Source organism: Clostridium sp. YIM B02569, assembly GCF_022320765.1.
GTDB classification, from domain to species: Bacteria; Bacillota; Clostridia; order Clostridiales; family Clostridiaceae; genus Clostridium; species Clostridium beijerinckii.
The window spans coordinates 71,929-87,876 of sequence record NZ_JAKJJX010000001.1; the positions used below are offsets into that span (position 1 = coordinate 71,929).

The following is a 15,948-nucleotide window of genomic DNA, read 5'->3' on the forward strand; positions in this document are numbered from 1 at the left end:
TGAGAGGTTACAAAAAAATTAAGAATTCCATATTTATACAATTCACTTTTTTATAAATATTTCCTTTTTAGAATAGACAGGGAGAATTCTAAAAATAGACTTCATCTTCTATTTTAAAATCCTCCCCAATTCTAAACTAAATTTTTAAGCCATATTCTTTGCTTATATCTCCTAAACCCAAGTATAAATTTGTATACTTCTTCAAATGTAACCATTGCATATACGAAATATATCTGAAGTTCAAGTAACATTCCACCTAAATAGGCAAACGGTATGCCAACTAACCAAACTCCAGTAATATCTAGCATTAATGCAGCTTTAGTGTCGCCACCACTTCTAAGTATACCAACAATATTTACCCAATTAAATATCTTAAATGGTAAATAGCACGAAAAAACTATTAGGCATCTGCTAATATCTACTGCTACACTTTCAGTTACATTAAATAGCATAATTATTGGACTTCTAATAAACAAGCATGTTGCAGACATTATTAAAGCAAAAATAAACTGTAGTATTATAAAATACTTTGCATGACTTTCTGCATCATCCAATTTATTAGCACCTAATTCATTTCCCAATATAACCGCAGTTGCTGCACTTATCCCCTGAAATACAACTGTCATTATTTGTTCAACTGTTTGGGTTATTGTTATTGCTGCAACAGCTCCGTCTCCCATTCTTCCATATACTAAAGAATACATTGTTACTCCTAATCCCCACATAAATTCATTAATTATAACTGGAGATACAGTTGAAGCATATAATCTTGTAAAATTCTTATTAAAAGATATAAGTTCTTTAAATTTTGCGGCTGCGGGTCCTTTTTCATAATATACTATAGCTAAAATACATGTGCATTCAATTGTTCTAGCTATTATAGTTGCAATAGCTTCTCCTTGTACCCCAAGAGCTGGTACACCAAAATGTCCAAATATTAAAGTATAATTTAGCATTACTTTAATACAAATAGAAAACACTGTTATGACAACAGGAGCTTTTACCTGATTTACCCCTCTTAAAAGTGCTACATAAACATTTGTAACTGCAGTTAAAGGATAACTAATGGCAGCTATAGCTAAATACGATGCACCTATTTTTATCGTATTTTCATTTGGTGTAAAAATACTCATAACTATTTGGGGACATATTAAACTCGGTATTACAAAAATAATTGATCCAACTAAGCCAATAATCAGAGACATACCTAATACTCTTCTTATATTTTTTATATCATTTTTGCCAAAATATTGGGCAGTTAAAATCGAAGACCCACTAACGACACCAAATAATAGTAATGTAAAAACAAAAAATACTTTATTTGCAAGGCCAACTGCTGCAATTGAACTCTGACCTAAACTTCCAATCATTACAGTATCCACAAGATTCAAGCTTGTGTTTAACAGAGCTTGTAATGTTATAGGTACTGTAATAGATATAGCTTTGTGTATAAATTTCTTATCTTCCAAAATGTTTTTTAAAGTTTCAGTTATTATCATATTTAGTACCTCATTATCTGCGCTTTCTTAATATCAAATTCTATTTTACTTTAGTTTACTCAGCTACGTCTACCATATATTTAATATTTTTTAAGATTTTGTGGGCATACACAATGAAATATAATTTAACGATCTTGGTTGCGCTTTTTTATAAGGTGCGTACTTTTTTATCAGTTGTTCTTATTATATATTAATGATATTTTTTTATTGATTATATGTTTTTGGTTGCTCTCTTTTTTATAAGGTAAGTGCTTTTTCTAATTTTTAAGTGCTTTTTTCTAATTTTAATGATCTTGGTTGCGCTTCGCGCTTTTTTCTAAGGTGTATATCTTTTATATTTTTAATCTGGTATAATGATGTAATGTTTAAATTAATTATATATGTGTCATAATATATACAAAACCTTGAAAAATAACTTATTTTGTGTTATTTTTCAAATTAGATTGTCATTCACATATATTAATAAACATTAAATCATGAAAGAGGTGCTTAACCATAAATACAAATTATAAAACTCAAGAAAATAAATATACTGAAAAAGGTAATCTTACTGAAATTACTGTCTTAAAAAAAGATGGAAGTGAACTAGTTTGCAAGATAGACACTTTCGACGCTAAAAAAGTTAAAGAAGCTGGAATTTGGTTTGCTGAATGGCATAAGGATTTCAATAATTATCTTGTTCAAACTTTAGAGACTGCTAAAGTTAATGGAAAAACAGTTTCCACTAAGAAATCAATTCAATCTGTTATTTTAGATGTTAATCCAAAGACTCCAATAAAACACTTAAACGGAAATACTTTAGATAACAGAAAAGAAAATTTAGAATTATATAATAGAAGTTTAAAAAATGATTGTACTAAAATCGATCACGATACAATGGGTATAATTTTAAGAGATAAATTTGGAAATCATAAGGATACTGCTTTAATTTCAATGGAAGATGTAAATAAAGTAGTAAAAGACGGTTACAACTGGGTTCTTTACAAAAAAGGTACTGAAACTATGGTTGTTGCAAATACTTCTGAAGGTAGAATTCGTTTAGACATGTTAATTATGGACCCAGACGAAACAATGAAAGTACATCATATAAATTTAAATCCTTTAGATAATAGAAGAAAAAATTTAGAAAATCAACCTATTTAATTAATTTATTTTATTAGTTCTTTTTCTAGAATTTAAAGATTATTGTAATTAAACAAAATAATAAAGCATACATTAAATGTGTGCTTTATTATTTTATTATTTCTCTCATATGTATAACTAGAATTTAATTTTCATATAGCTAATTAACATTTTTTTCAAAAAATAGTATTTTTATTTATGTTAATTGGGTGTAAACTATTAAGTGAGAGAATTTTTGTATGACTAATATGAGGTGATTAATTTGACTAACTTTAAAATACTTTTTGATGATATAACAAAAATCAAATTTGATGCTATTGTAAATGCTGCGAATGCATCTCTACTGGGCGGTGGAGGAGTTGACGGTGCTATTCACAAGGCTTGCGGAGAAAAACTATTAGATGAGTGTAGACAGTTAAATGGCTGTTTGACTGGTAGATCAAAATTAACAAGATCTTATAACTTGAGTGACCACGGTGTGCATTGGGTAATACATACTGTAGGGCCCATTTACCGAAATAACGGCTCAGAGGAAAAATACCTAAGAAATGCTTATCGTTCTGTTTTTGAAATAGCTGCTAATTACTCGGAATTTTATTCAAAGCAGTGTAATGAGATTCTAAATAAAAATCTTTATCGCTTTAATACTGATAAACAAAGAGACTTTATACTAAAAGAACTTGATGATTATATTAATGATCATCCCATTAAAACTATTGCTTTACCATCTATAAGCACAGGCGCCTATTCCTATCCATTAGATGAAGCCTGCAATATAGCATTAGATGAGATTTTATCATTTATAAATAACTCTCCAGATACCTTTGATGAAATTGCAATGGTTTGCTTAGATGAGAAAACATATAATATGTACAAATCTTTGTATGAAGAAAGATTACAAAAGTAAAAGAGAAGATAAATTATTATCTTCTCTTTTACTTTGCTTATTAAGCAGAATTATCATTAATTATTCAGTTAAAAATATGTGTATATTATATTCTATCTTATAATATTATGCAAAATATCTATCTAATAATCCTTTGAATGCTTTTCCATGTCTAGCTTCATCTTTACACATTTCATGAACTGTATCATGAATTGCATCTAAGTTTAATTTCTTAGCAAGTGTTGCTAAATCTTTTTTACCTTGACATGCACCATGTTCTGCATCAACTCTAGCTTGTAAGTTAGCTTTTGTATCTGCTACTACTACTTCACCAAGTAATTCAGCAAATTTAGCAGCATGTTCTGCTTCTTCAAATGCTATTCTCTTATAAGCTTCTGCAACTTCTGGATATCCTTCTCTATCAGCTTGTCTTGACATAGCTAAATACATTCCAACTTCTGTACATTCTCCAACAAAGTTTGCTTGTAATCCATCAATTACTTCTTTATCAACACCTTTAGCAACTCCGATTACATGCTCATCAGCAAAAGCTAGATCTCCGCTTTGTTCAACAAATTTTTCTGCTCCTACTCCACACACTGGACATTTTTCTGGAGCTGTTTCTCCTTCATAAATATAACCACACACTGTACAAACGAATTTTTTCATAATCTCTTCCTCCTAAAATTTTAATTTATTTATTTTTTATTTATATCATTTAATTTTATCTTTTGTTTTCTTGTTTTCTACATTTGTTATTATATAATAATAATTATCCGTTGTAAAGACTTTTTTTATAAATATTTCAAATTTTCCTGAAATACTTATTATTTACTGCTTAACTCCTATCGCTCCTGTTTTGGCCACGATAACATTATACTGGATTCTATAATAAAAAATTCCTACAAATTAAAATTAAATTCATATTTTACAGAAATGCATAATATGTCCAATATACAGTCATACAAATGTTAATATTATCTGAAAATTTTATTATGTATATATGAACTTTATTGTTTATATGCTTAAATTTACTGTATAATTGATTTATATTGAATTTTATAAGGAGTGTTTTTTATTGTTTGGATATGTTACTCCATTAAAAGCAGAAATGAAAGTAAAAGATTTTGCTAGATTTAAATGCTATTATTGTGGATTATGTTGCCATATAAAAAAAGAATTTGGTAATATACCGAGGATGTCTTTAAATTATGATATGACTTTTTTAGGTTTACTATTAGATGCATTAAATCCAGAAGAGCTAGAAATTTCTCATCACAGATGTTCTCTTCACCCTACTGAAAAAAAAATTGTAATAGCTAATAACAAGGCGTTATCTTATGCCTCTGCTATGAATATATCCCTGTTTTATTATAAACTGTTAGATGATGCTCATGATGATAAAAATTACAAAAGTAAATTTTTATCACTTCTTTTATCCCCTTATAAAAGAAAATTTCCTAGTTCAATCATTAGAATTAATAACAACATAATGGAATCTTTAAATAAGCTTTCCACTTTAGAAGATAGTAAATCATTTAATTCTATAGATGAAATATGTGATCCTTTTAGCGATTTAGTTGGCGGAATTTTACGTGACTATCCTTATAAATTAATCGATGACGGATTGGATTTAAGGAATACTTTATATAGATTAGGATATTCAATAGGAAAATGGATTTATCTAATAGATGCCTTAGATGATTTGAAATCTGATATGGAAAATAAAAAGTTTAATCCAATAAATTTCTTGTATAACAAAAATTCTTTAACATACGATAAATTTATGGAATTCATAAAGCCTAAGATCGAATTTACAATTTTAAATTGTGGATATAGTTGTAAAGAAAACTTAGAAAAATTAAACCTAAAAAGAAATGAGGATATATTATATAATATAATTGAATTAGGTTTAATGGATAAATATATGAACATAATTAAAAATCCAGAAAATACAAATGAAACTAAAAGGAGAGATTTATAATGAATCCATATGAAATATTAGGTGTAAAGCCAGGTGCAAGCCAAGATGAAATAAAAAGTGCTTATAGAAAACTTATTAAGCAATACCATCCTGACCAATATGGTGATAATCCATTAAAAAATTTAGCACAAGAGAAAATGATCGAAATTAATGAGGCTTATGAGGCATTAACAAAAAATCCTGGAAGTAACAGTTATAATTCCAATAGTACATCTAGTTATAACAATTCATCAGGTAACTCGTATGATTTTCAAGAAATAAGAAGACTTATTCAATCTGGAAATTATGCAGCAGCTGAAAGTCGTTTAAATTCTATAAATAACAAATCTGCTGAATGGCATTATTTATATGGTGCAATAATGCTTAACAAAGGATGGTTTGATTCAGCACTTGATCATATGACTACAGCTGTTAATATGGATCCAAATAATTTTGAATATAGGCAGGGCTTGAACTCATTAAGGCAAAGAGGTAATAATTACTCTAATCCTTATTATAGAACTACAAATACTAGTAATGCTGACATGTGTAATTGTTGCATAAATCTTTGGTGTCTCGATTCTTTATGTGAATGTGCTGGCGGCGATTTAATTAGTTGCTGCTAATATGAATATGCTTATGCTGAATACTTTTATTTTATAATATATATGTTCTAAATATTATAATTCATTCTTTATAAAATTAACTGACTGCCACTACATTAACTTATACTTTAAAGTAAACTTCTATGAATTAAACTTTTTAGAACATATATATAAGTTGCATTTATTTAGTGAGGTGAATATCTTATGAAGGCAAAATATATAGCTGAAAACGGAATAACTATAGCATTAACATTAATTGTACTTTATGCTGCTTCTATACTTCCAGTAAGCACTTTAACAATATTGACAATAGCTTCTTGCTTAATTCCTATCTCAATAATAAGAACTTCAATAAAAAATACTATATTAGTTTATGTAGCCTCAAGTATTCTTAGTTTATTTTTGATTCCAACCAATATTGCCGTCTATTATATATCATTCTTTGGGATTTATGGAATAGTAAAATATTTTTCAGAAAAACTTAGAAATATTCCACTGGAATTATTTTTTAAATTAATCGCTTTTAATGCATCACTTCTAGTAATTTATTTTATTTTTACTAATCTTTTAGTCGATTTTAACATTGATTATCCTTTATATATGATATGGATTGCTGGGCAAATTGTACTTTTAGTTTATGATTACGCATTGACTATTATCATAAGTTTCTATTTGAAGCGAATACATAATAACATATAGACAAATTAAGAGTATAAGAAATAAATCATATTTATTTCTTATACTCTTAATACATATTTATATATACTTTTTAATATACTCAGTCTAACTAATATCATTTCAATTACTTTCATGATTAATTGATTTCCGCTATTTCATAATCGCTTGGACTTTTTTATTACTGCTCATATATTTCTATATTTTATAATCAAATTATTTAGAAATTCTACTGTTCTTATAGGTGCTTTTCCTATTGACGTTTCCCCTGCCAAAAGAAATCCAGTAGCTCCGATTTTTATGAAATTATATATGCTCTCTACCTCTGAAATCGATGGCATTTTTCCATTTTTCATGCTATTAAGGATATGCGTAGCTATAATTATCTCCTTATCTTTATCTCCTAGAACTTCTTTTATTATTCTTTCTTCATAAATAGGAGTATCTTCTATAGATGTTTCTGGAATCAAATCACCTCTGCCTATAACAATTCCATCTGCTTCACCTAAAATGCTTTTTATATTATTAACTCCATTTAATGTTTCTATTTTAGCCCAAATTTTAGGCTTAAATTGATTTGATTTTCTGTTATTTAGAAATAATTTAACATCATCAATATCTTTCTTTTCCTCAACGAACGATTGGCATATTATATCTACTTTATTGTTAACGCCCCAAACTATTGCATCCTTATCATTTTCATTTAGTGGCAACTCTTTCCTTTCAAGATTCTTTATATTGCAACCCTTCCATTTTCTAATAACTCCTCCCCGAATTGTAGTTGCCTTTATTAGTCCATCAACTTTATCTACGATATCAAAAGTCATCGTATTGTCCTTTATTCCTATTTGTTTATAATCTTTTTCATTCAAAATTTTATTTTTTATATTTAATGGGATAACTTTAATTTTATTTTTACTATTTTTTACTACTTCACTATATTTGTCTTCTCCACAAAAATAAATTACTTCTCCATTATAAACTTTGAAAATATATTGGAATTTACCAGATACTCTTACCTTAGTTCCTGAAAGATCTAGCATTACTTGGATATCACTCTTTATATCTTTAGCCATTTTTAAAAATTCTAAAAATTCTTCTGCGCTTCCGTGTATAAAGTTAAATCGTAAAGCATTTACTCCACTCTCTATTATCCCTTTAAGTACTGCTCTATCTTTTACATTAGGGCCTACCGTTCCTATTATATACATAAACTAATCTCCCAAATTATCACTACTTTTTATTCATATTATAGAATCTTCGTAATTATCACTTATTGGCTAACTGAAAAGTTCTAAAAAATAACTAAAAGAATAAATTTAATAGTATATAACGTATTTCTAGGAGGTATACTTTTGAAAAAATTAACTTTTGCTTTCACAATTTTATTTTTCTGTTTCACTTTGAGCAGCTGTGCTCTTCAAAGTCCTAAATACATAAACTTTTCAGTAAAACCAAGTAATCATTATTATATTGATGAAATTAAAGCTAAAATTTTAAATAATCAAAACTTCACTCTTTATGTATTTGATACTAATCTATATAAGGAAATAGAGGTTCCAAGTGAAGAAAATCCAATAATTGAAGATTTTGTTTCAGCTCTAACAACTGTTAATTATTCTGACGAATCAGTTGATACAAAAGAACCTTTCAGAATAAAAATACTTTTTGAAGATAATAGCCAGTATCTATTTAGGATTTTTAATGATTCAACTATATCAGTTTCACCTTGGGATGGAAATTATAAGGAAGATATTATATCAATTAAAGATTTACCGCTAAGATACAATCCATTCGATTTTTGTAATCATATAGCTAATAAACCTTTATCAAAATAGATATTTTTATAAAAAGATCATGGTACAATTGTTTTAATTTATATACACATAAGTTAGAAAATGTGAATATTAACTTAAGTTATAAATATCCACCACTAAGTTTTATTTTAGTATACTTGTATAAGTATCTTATGATATGATTATATTATTAAAATTTGCATAACATATTTTTATATTATTCCAAGTTAATCTACAATAAATTAGATAATTTTATTACTATAAACCTTAAATTAAATTGGAGGTTAAATTATATGCTTAAAGTGGACTTTCACGTTCATACATCTTCTTCAGATGGAACATTATCCCCTAATGAAGTGGTTAAAAGGGCTCATGATAACGATGTTAAGTACTTAGCTATAACTGATCATGATACCTTAAGTGGTTTAGATAAAGCTATTGAAGAAAGCTTAAAATATGATATCACGCTAATTCCTGGAATTGAATTATCAACTCAACACAATAATGAAAGTGTACATCTTTTGGGATTCTTTAGAGATAATAACTTTAAAAATGATGATCTTATTAGAGAATTAACTAATATTAAGGATCATAGAATAATGAGAGCTAAACTTATGGTTGATAAGCTTAAAGATGAATTTGACATAGAAGTTAGTTTTGAAAAAATTCTAAAAGAAGCTAATGATACTATTGCAAGGCCTCATATTGCTAGAGAAATAGTTAATTGTGGATATCCTTATAACCTAGAGGAAATTTTCAATAAATTTATTGGGAAAGGTTGTAAGGCATATGTCCCAACCTTAAAACTTTCTACTAGCGACGGATTGAAATTACTAAAAAGATATAATGCTCTTGTATTTTTAGCTCACCCTAAATTAATAAATGATTCTAATATTGATGAATTATTGCTAATGAATTTTGATGGGATTGAATCAATTTATTTTCAAAATACACAAGATGAAACTTCCAGATTCCTCTCTTTAGCAGATGAACACAATTTGTTAGTTTCTTGTGGTTCCGATTTTCACGGTGATTTAGAATCAGATGATCGTCATGGGGACATTGGCTGTATGCAATTTCCTAGTAACTATCTATCGAAATTTCTATCCGCTTTAGATCTACCACTATTATAATATTAGGTGATTAAATTAACTGTCAATAAAAAAAGATATTATCAGTCCTTAGACTTGATAATATCTTTTTTCTTAATTTATTGAGATTAAGCCTCTATTAAAAAAGCTTTATATCCATTCATTGTTTCAAATATATCAACTTTACTTGCAACTTCCCAAGGTGCATGCATATTGTGAAGTGCAACTCCACAATCTATTACTTCCATATTGTATTGAGCTAATATATATGCAATTGTTCCACCGCCACCAGCATCAACTTTTCCAAGCTCTGCAGTTTGAATTGAAACATTATGCTTTTCCATTATATTTCTAAGCTCTGCCATATACTCAGCACTAGCATCATTAGAACCTGATTTTCCTCTAGCTCCAGTATATTTGTTAAATACCATTCCTTTTCCAAAGAATGCAGAATTCTTCTTTTCCATTACTGATGGGTAATTAGGATCAAAAGCTGCACTAACATCGGATGATAGCATCTTTGAATTAGTAAGACATCTTCTTAATTTAAGATCAGAATATCCCTCAATTCTATCAATGATTTCTGCAACTATATTTTCAAAAAATCTTGAGTGCATTCCAGTTGCTCCGATACTACCTACTTCTTCTTTGTCAACCAATAGACAGCAGCAAGTTTTATCAGGCTCTTTTATTTCAAACATAGCCATTAGTGAAGTATATGAACATACTCTATCATCATGCCCATAAGCCATAACCATACTTCTATCTAAACCATAATCTCTAGCCTTTCCAGCTGGTACAATCTCAATTTCAGCAGATAAAAAGTCTTCTTCTTCAAAATCATATTTTTCTTTTAATAACTTTAATATATTTCCCTTAACAGCATCTTTTTTGCTTCCCTTTAAAGGCATACTTCCAACTAATACATTAAGATCTTCACCTTCTACTACTTTGTCAGCTTTTTTGCCCATTTGATCTCCTGCTAAGTGAATTAAAAGATCAGATACTCCAACAACAGGATCATTATCATCTTCACCTATGCAAATATCGATTACAGTACCATCTTTCTTTGCTACCACTCCGTGTAATGCTAGTGGCAATGTAACCCATTGATATTTTTTAATTCCGCCATAATAATGCGTATCAAGTAATGCTAATTCACTATCTTCATAAAGTGGATTTTGCTTTAAATCTAATCTTGGTGAATCAATGTGAGCTCCTAATATCTTTAGCCCCTTTTCTATAGATTCACTTCCTACAATAAACAACGCAACAGCTTTTCCTTTGTTATTTGCAAAAACCTTGTCACCTGATTTTAATTGTTTATTATTTTTTATAATTTCCTCTATATCTTCATAGCCTTCAGCCTTAGCTAATCTAAGTACTTCCTTAACACATTCTCTTTCAGTTTTACATTTAGACATAAAATTCTTATATCCTTCACAAAACTCGAATATGCTTTGAACTTCTTTCTCATCATATTTGTTCCATGCATTTTTGCTTAAATCTTTTTTTTCATTTTCCATAGTCAATCCTCCTTTTGATGATAAATATATATCTCATCTTCTAAGCATTTCAAATCATTTACTTAGACTTGAGTTATGTAAAAATAGTTACATACTATATTAATCATTAAGCTCATTCATTCTATTTTCTATTACATCAACTGGTGTAATTTTAGACATTAATGCGTGTCTATAATTTACTGCTGCTGCTTCTATGATAACTGCAATATTTCTACCTGGTCTAATAGGAACCGTTAATTTCTTCACGTTAATTCCTAGTATATTCATATATTCATTATCTATTCCTAGCCTATCATAATCATTGTCATCTTTCCAATGTTCAAAATGCATAACTAGCCTTATCTCTTTCTCTTGAACTACTGAACTTAATCCATATAATGTTGTGACATCAATTATGCCAAGGCCTCTGACCTCTAACATTCCAACAGTTATTTTAGGTGATCTTCCTATTAGCTGTCCATCTATGTCTTTTATATCAACTGCATCATCTGTGACAAGTCTATGTCCCCTTTTTATCAACTCTAATGCAGTTTCACTCTTTCCTATTCCACTCTCTCCAGTAATCAATATTCCTATACCAGATACATCTACCAAAACTCCATGCAATCTTGTTTCTGGCGCAAGCTTATCAGCTAGATATATTGTAGTTTTGCTTATAAATTGTGTAGTAACTAAATTACTTCTAACAAACCATATATTGTGCTTTTTTGCTTCCTTTATGAACTCTGGATGTGGCTCCAATCCTCTAGTTATGATTAAGCAATTTATGTCAAAGCTAAAATATTTTTTAACTCTTTTTTTCCTTAATTCAATTTGCATATAATCTAAGAAACTCCATTCTGCTTTACCTATAACCTGGATTCTCTCTGGAGCAAAATAATTATAAAAGCCTGCAAGCTGTAGCCCCGGTCTATTTATATCATTTACTGAAATTTCAACATCTTCTTTTCCTTCTACAAGCACTTCTAAGTTTAAATCATCAATTAACTTTTTAACTAAAACACCCAATTATCATCATCCCTTTTTCTTATTGTTAAGTTCTATACCTTCTAATTGCGCTCTAAAATTTTTCTTAACATTATCTATATATCTTTTTCTTAATCTACTTTGCAAATCCTTCTCTTCATTACTTAATTCTCTTTCTTGACTAGTCTTATATAATGAATTGATTTTCTCTATAACTTCTTCTATTTTAGCATTTTCAATGTCCATCATATTTTCATCCTTTCTATCCGTATATCAATAATTTTACCATTTAAAATAATATAATCAACCCGAATTTTTTCGACACCATTTATTCTTCTTCGTAATCGTTTGTCGAACACTTTGCCTGTAAAATATATACAATTATGTTCTATGCGGGTATGAATCTACTAGAAAAACAAATTATTAACCGTTTTATTAAACATTTCTGCAAATTATTGTCATTAATTGTATTATGAAATATTTTTACAAATTTTCTTTTCTTGTTTATAATAATCATATAACAAAAACCAAGTCTGATAAAAAGAGGTGTTAGTATGAAAACTTGGGTAATTTTTAAACTAAAATGTAATATTGTACTTAGGAAAAACCTACTTAACTTATTATTATTGTTTTTTTCACCAAGTAAAACATTTATAGTTGATTTATCTCAAAATTTGGACAAGTACATTGTCTTATATCAAAAAGAATTAATTTCAATATATTATAAGCAACATAACTCTAAATCTGTAAAAAACATAGCTGCTTAAAATATAGCAATAAATAAAATATAAAAATAGCTACTTTATAAGAACTAGAATATTTAATTATAACTTTAGTTTTATGTTAATATAACTGAATACCAAACTAAATATAGGTTTGGTATTTTCTTTTTAGTTTATATTTTATTGTACATAAAAAAACACCTCTAATAGAGGTGTTGAATTCAATCATAGCTCCCAACATGCCGTTCACCTATATATTCAAGTCCTGCGCCTCGCAGGTGGGTTAAACTCAATTCATTCCTGTCTTCTACTGACACAATACTGTGCTTTTAATGAAGCCTGACATTTATGAATATGTTGTAAATCCCGATAATGTCATGTAGGTTGAATATCATAAGCTTTACGTACATCTCAGGAAATCTATGATTTAATTATAACATAAGGAAATATATTTTCAATAGTATTTTAATACCAGTTTTACTCATAGTAATCGTTTAAAATATCTTCCATTTCTACATCTGTTAACTCTTCAGAAAATGCTGCTATAAACTTGAAATATCCACTATTCCCATTTTCCATTCCGAATTCTTTATATTTAGATTCTAGTTCAAACTCATCTGATATTTCTTCCATTATTGATTCTACATTATCTACGGCAATATCTCTTAAGTAAGGAATGTAATATTCGTTATACCATTCATCACTTTCGGGTTCAAAATCACTTTCTTCAGTTGAGTATGCTTTTGCAGCGCTTAATTCTTCTTTGTCAAAGTCATAATAAAATTTTATTATCACATAATTGCTTTTGTGTTTTATTTCTTCAACCTCTGCTAAATCATTGTCTTCCAAAAAATCAATTATTTCTGAACTCTTCATTAAATTTCACTCCTATTTAATACAATAATTTCTTATATTCTTTCTTTATTTCCTCAAATTCCTTATCATCTTCCACAAGGTTTAATTCTTCATTGCCTTCTTCATTAATATCTATTCTAAATGCAAACATATCATCACACTTTTCATCTACTGGTGATAGTAACAAATATCCTTGTTCCTCTAAATATATCTTTGCAATAGCTTCAAAATCAACTTTATTTCCATTTTCATCTTTAAACGACATTATTTCTTTTTCTTCCAAAATGTTCACCTCATTGTATTCTAATTTGAAATTGTTTTTCTTAAGATTCTTAGTCAAATAACATTTAACATACTTCTCAATTTTACAACTTTAAATTTATTCTATCCTTATTATATGATATTTAGTATTTTTGTCTATATCTTTTTTATTATTTTCTATAACTTTCCATATAATTTTAAAAAACAAAGCTGAATGCATCTAAATATAATGCACTCAGCTTTAAATACGAACAGCTCTATTATATTCTATAAATTATAAGTACTAATTATCCTTATCTCTGTAAAGCTCTTTGAGTCTTGAATTCTCCAAAAACATTATAAATGTTTTTCTTTCTTGCTTTTGCCATAGCTTTAACTATTGCATATGCTATTATGCTATCTGCTGAATGATGCAATATTGCACCAACAACTGTAATGATCAATGCAGGATAAACCGCAACCGAAAATCCTATAAATGGTATTGTAACTAAAGCCTCTAAGATTCCATGGATTGGAGCTGTTATTGCTATTGCCTTAACATAACTTTTATTTTTCATAATTATCATTGCTCCAACATATCCTACAACTATATGAGTTGCTGCCCTTGCCACTACTGGTGCTGGTGTTCCAGCTATTAAAAACCCAATTGTAGAACCTATTCCAACTACAGCTGCCACAAAAGGCGATATCAACATTGATAACATCATAGGTACATGAGCCGCTAATGTTGCAGTAAAGTATGGTGGAATAACTATTCTTAAAAATCCAAACTGAATAGGAATTATTATTGCTAATGCTGTAAGTAATCCGGCATACACCATTTGTTTTATTTTATTATTCATTATATTTTCTCCTCCTCTTGCATCACATGTATATACACTAGTATATAGCATGTCTAATTATAAGTAAATGCATTTGACAAAATATATTTGTATTTATATATCAAACTTAGGCTAATTTATGTAACACTATCATAATATTGAATTTATTTCATTTAACTCTTATAATTGTAATTATGTTAAATTTAATATTTAGTAATCTTTACTCATATTATCTTTAAAAATTTTATATTTATACAAGGAGATTTACTATGGAAAAAATATATATTCTCGGCACTGGTTCAGCAATGGTTACAAAATGCTATAATACATGTTTTACTTTCTCTAATGAAGACGAACACTTTCTTATTGATGCAGGTGGAGGTAATACAATATTATCAAATCTAGAAAAGTTAAATATACCAATTAATAAAATACATAATATGTTTATATCTCATAATCATAATGATCATATACTAGGTAGTATTTGGGTCATTCGTGCTGTAGCACAAAGTATAATAAATGATAAATACTCCGAAAATTTCAATATCTATTGCCACAAAACTTCAATAGATGCTATAAAATCAATTTCTTCATTTGTACTTCAAAATAAATTTTTAAAATTATTTGATACTAGAATATTCTTTAATGAAATTGAAGATAACTATACAACGACTATATTAAATAGACAAACTACTTTCTTTGATATAAAAAGCACGAAAGATCTTCAGCATGGATTTACAACAACATTAAAAAACGGTAAATCTTTAACATTTTTAGGTGACGAACCTTATAGAGAAACTGTAAAGAAGCATTGTGAAAATGTAGATTATTTATTCCACGAAGCATTTTGCCTTTATTCTCAAAAAGAAATATTTAAACCATATGAAAAGCATCATGCTACCGCAAAAGACGCTTGTAAAAATGCGCAAGATCTAAATGTTAAAAATGTTATTTTATATCATACAGAAGATAAAAATCTAAAGAATAGAAAAGATTTGTACATAAATGAAGGTGAAGAGGAATTCAGCGGAAAGATATACATGCCTGATGATTTAGATATAATAGAATTATAATATTTTATAATTTAGCTTTAGTATAAATTTCTCATAAATAAAAAGGCTGTTTCATGCACTTCAAACGCATGGGACAACCTTTTAAAT

The 15,948-nt window shown here is 28.0% G+C and carries 18 protein-coding genes and 1 other RNA gene; 9 read left to right on the forward strand and 10 right to left on the reverse strand.

Annotated elements, in window-relative coordinates:
• Positions 1-131: 131 nt before the first annotated feature.
• Positions 132-1,499 (reverse strand): MATE family efflux transporter, encoded by a 1,368-nt coding sequence (locus tag L3B96_RS00275; RefSeq protein ID WP_077305580.1) that lies wholly within the window; start codon positions 1,497-1,499, stop codon positions 132-134.
• A gap of 495 nt (positions 1,500-1,994) precedes the next feature.
• Between L3B96_RS00275 and L3B96_RS00280 the strand changes: the two genes are divergently transcribed.
• Both L3B96_RS00280 and L3B96_RS00285 read left to right on the forward strand, forming a co-directional pair.
• Positions 1,995-2,642 (forward strand): hypothetical protein, encoded by a 648-nt coding sequence (locus L3B96_RS00280; protein WP_026015806.1) that lies wholly within the window; start codon positions 1,995-1,997, stop codon positions 2,640-2,642.
• A 241-nt stretch (positions 2,643-2,883) separates the two neighbouring features.
• Positions 2,884-3,528, forward strand: coding sequence for a macro domain-containing protein (locus L3B96_RS00285; RefSeq protein ID WP_023974219.1), 645 nt, complete (start codon positions 2,884-2,886; stop codon positions 3,526-3,528).
• 105 nt (positions 3,529-3,633) lie between these two features.
• On the opposite strand, the gene L3B96_RS00290 is transcribed toward L3B96_RS00285, so the two are convergent.
• Positions 3,634-4,176, reverse strand: coding sequence for an NADH peroxidase (locus tag L3B96_RS00290; protein ID WP_011968748.1), 543 nt, complete (start codon positions 4,174-4,176; stop codon positions 3,634-3,636).
• A 409-nt stretch (positions 4,177-4,585) separates the two neighbouring features.
• Here L3B96_RS00290 and L3B96_RS00295 point away from each other — a divergent pair, with 409 nt between their 5' ends.
• From L3B96_RS00295 to L3B96_RS00305, 3 genes are all read left to right on the forward strand, one after another.
• Positions 4,586-5,491 carry a DUF5685 family protein gene (locus L3B96_RS00295; RefSeq protein ID WP_077831079.1) on the forward strand — a complete coding sequence of 302 codons (906 nt, stop codon included), beginning with the start codon at positions 4,586-4,588 and terminating at the stop codon, positions 5,489-5,491.
• A complete protein-coding gene (locus L3B96_RS00300; protein WP_077305572.1) occupies positions 5,491-6,096 on the forward strand; it encodes a J domain-containing protein in 606 nt (201 codons plus the stop codon). Before L3B96_RS00295 ends, L3B96_RS00300 begins: the two co-directional genes overlap by 1 nt.
• A gap of 183 nt (positions 6,097-6,279) precedes the next feature.
• Complete coding sequence (locus tag L3B96_RS00305) at positions 6,280-6,774, forward strand: hypothetical protein (protein ID WP_011968745.1); 495 nt, start codon at positions 6,280-6,282, stop codon at positions 6,772-6,774.
• A 164-nt stretch (positions 6,775-6,938) separates the two neighbouring features.
• On the opposite strand, the gene L3B96_RS00310 is transcribed toward L3B96_RS00305, so the two are convergent.
• A complete protein-coding gene (locus L3B96_RS00310; RefSeq protein ID WP_065415867.1) occupies positions 6,939-7,961 on the reverse strand; it encodes a pyruvate kinase in 1,023 nt (340 codons plus the stop codon).
• Positions 7,962-8,105: 144 nt separating this feature from the next.
• On the opposite strand from L3B96_RS00310, the gene L3B96_RS00315 reads away from it, so the two are divergent.
• Both L3B96_RS00315 and L3B96_RS00320 read left to right on the forward strand, forming a co-directional pair.
• Entirely contained in the window at positions 8,106-8,588 is a 483-nt protein-coding gene (locus L3B96_RS00315; protein ID WP_238858535.1) for a DUF4883 family protein, read from the forward strand.
• A 251-nt stretch (positions 8,589-8,839) separates the two neighbouring features.
• Complete coding sequence (locus L3B96_RS00320; RefSeq protein WP_238858536.1) at positions 8,840-9,679, forward strand: PHP domain-containing protein; 840 nt, start codon at positions 8,840-8,842, stop codon at positions 9,677-9,679.
• 86 nt (positions 9,680-9,765) lie between these two features.
• Here L3B96_RS00320 and L3B96_RS00325 read toward each other — a convergent pair whose 3' ends face one another.
• From L3B96_RS00325 to L3B96_RS00335, 3 genes are all read right to left on the reverse strand, one after another.
• Positions 9,766-11,163: an aminopeptidase gene (locus L3B96_RS00325; protein ID WP_017211483.1), complete on the reverse strand. Its 1,398-nt coding sequence runs from the start codon at positions 11,161-11,163 to the stop codon at positions 9,766-9,768.
• A 99-nt stretch (positions 11,164-11,262) separates the two neighbouring features.
• Complete coding sequence (hprK, locus tag L3B96_RS00330) at positions 11,263-12,171, reverse strand: HPr(Ser) kinase/phosphatase (RefSeq protein WP_011968740.1); 909 nt, start codon at positions 12,169-12,171, stop codon at positions 11,263-11,265.
• A 6-nt stretch (positions 12,172-12,177) separates the two neighbouring features.
• The gene (locus tag L3B96_RS00335; protein ID WP_078115016.1) at positions 12,178-12,375 is read right to left on the reverse strand and encodes a DUF896 domain-containing protein; all 198 of its coding nucleotides are present in this window, start codon (positions 12,373-12,375) and stop codon (positions 12,178-12,180) included.
• 308 nt (positions 12,376-12,683) lie between these two features.
• Here L3B96_RS00335 and L3B96_RS00340 point away from each other — a divergent pair, with 308 nt between their 5' ends.
• Complete coding sequence (locus L3B96_RS00340) at positions 12,684-12,896, forward strand: hypothetical protein (RefSeq protein WP_017211484.1); 213 nt, start codon at positions 12,684-12,686, stop codon at positions 12,894-12,896.
• Positions 12,897-13,078: 182 nt separating this feature from the next.
• Here L3B96_RS00340 and ssrS read toward each other — a convergent pair.
• The 4 genes from ssrS to L3B96_RS00360 all read right to left on the reverse strand — a co-directional run bounded on the left by ssrS (position 13,079) and on the right by L3B96_RS00360 (position 14,809).
• A non-coding RNA gene (ssrS, locus tag L3B96_RS00345) (6S RNA) lies at positions 13,079-13,272 on the reverse strand.
• Between the two features lie 56 nt (positions 13,273-13,328).
• Positions 13,329-13,727 (reverse strand): hypothetical protein, encoded by a 399-nt coding sequence (locus L3B96_RS00350; protein WP_238858537.1) that lies wholly within the window; start codon positions 13,725-13,727, stop codon positions 13,329-13,331.
• Positions 13,728-13,743: 16 nt separating this feature from the next.
• Positions 13,744-13,989: a DUF1292 domain-containing protein gene (locus tag L3B96_RS00355; protein ID WP_011968737.1), complete on the reverse strand. Its 246-nt coding sequence runs from the start codon at positions 13,987-13,989 to the stop codon at positions 13,744-13,746.
• Positions 13,990-14,260: 271 nt separating this feature from the next.
• Positions 14,261-14,809: a hypothetical protein gene (locus L3B96_RS00360; protein ID WP_023974228.1), complete on the reverse strand. Its 549-nt coding sequence runs from the start codon at positions 14,807-14,809 to the stop codon at positions 14,261-14,263.
• 248 nt (positions 14,810-15,057) lie between these two features.
• Between L3B96_RS00360 and L3B96_RS00365 the strand changes: the two genes are divergently transcribed.
• Positions 15,058-15,861, forward strand: a complete 804-nt coding sequence (locus tag L3B96_RS00365; protein ID WP_238858538.1) for an MBL fold metallo-hydrolase — start codon at positions 15,058-15,060, stop codon at positions 15,859-15,861.
• Positions 15,862-15,948 lie beyond the last annotated feature (87 nt).

Coding starts and splice junctions, on each gene's coding strand:
- L3B96_RS00350 (WP_238858537.1), bottom strand. CDS start 13,727: ATGAAGAGTTCAGAAATAATTGATTTTTTGGAAGACAATGATTTAGCA.
- L3B96_RS00365 (WP_238858538.1), top strand. CDS start 15,058: ATGGAAAAAATATATATTCTCGGCACTGGTTCAGCAATGGTTACAAAA.
- L3B96_RS00325 (WP_017211483.1), bottom strand. CDS start 11,163: ATGGAAAATGAAAAAAAAGATTTAAGCAAAAATGCATGGAACAAATAT.
- L3B96_RS00340 (WP_017211484.1), top strand. CDS start 12,684: ATGAAAACTTGGGTAATTTTTAAACTAAAATGTAATATTGTACTTAGG.
- L3B96_RS00335 (WP_078115016.1), bottom strand. CDS start 12,375: ATGGACATTGAAAATGCTAAAATAGAAGAAGTTATAGAGAAAATCAAT.
- L3B96_RS00300 (WP_077305572.1), top strand. CDS start 5,491: ATGAATCCATATGAAATATTAGGTGTAAAGCCAGGTGCAAGCCAAGAT.
- L3B96_RS00275 (WP_077305580.1), bottom strand. CDS start 1,499: ATGATAATAACTGAAACTTTAAAAAACATTTTGGAAGATAAGAAATTT.
- L3B96_RS00310 (WP_065415867.1), bottom strand. CDS start 7,961: ATGTATATAATAGGAACGGTAGGCCCTAATGTAAAAGATAGAGCAGTA.
- L3B96_RS00360 (WP_023974228.1), bottom strand. CDS start 14,809: ATGAATAATAAAATAAAACAAATGGTGTATGCCGGATTACTTACAGCA.
- L3B96_RS00305 (WP_011968745.1), top strand. CDS start 6,280: ATGAAGGCAAAATATATAGCTGAAAACGGAATAACTATAGCATTAACA.
- L3B96_RS00290 (WP_011968748.1), bottom strand. CDS start 4,176: ATGAAAAAATTCGTTTGTACAGTGTGTGGTTATATTTATGAAGGAGAA.
- L3B96_RS00320 (WP_238858536.1), top strand. CDS start 8,840: ATGCTTAAAGTGGACTTTCACGTTCATACATCTTCTTCAGATGGAACA.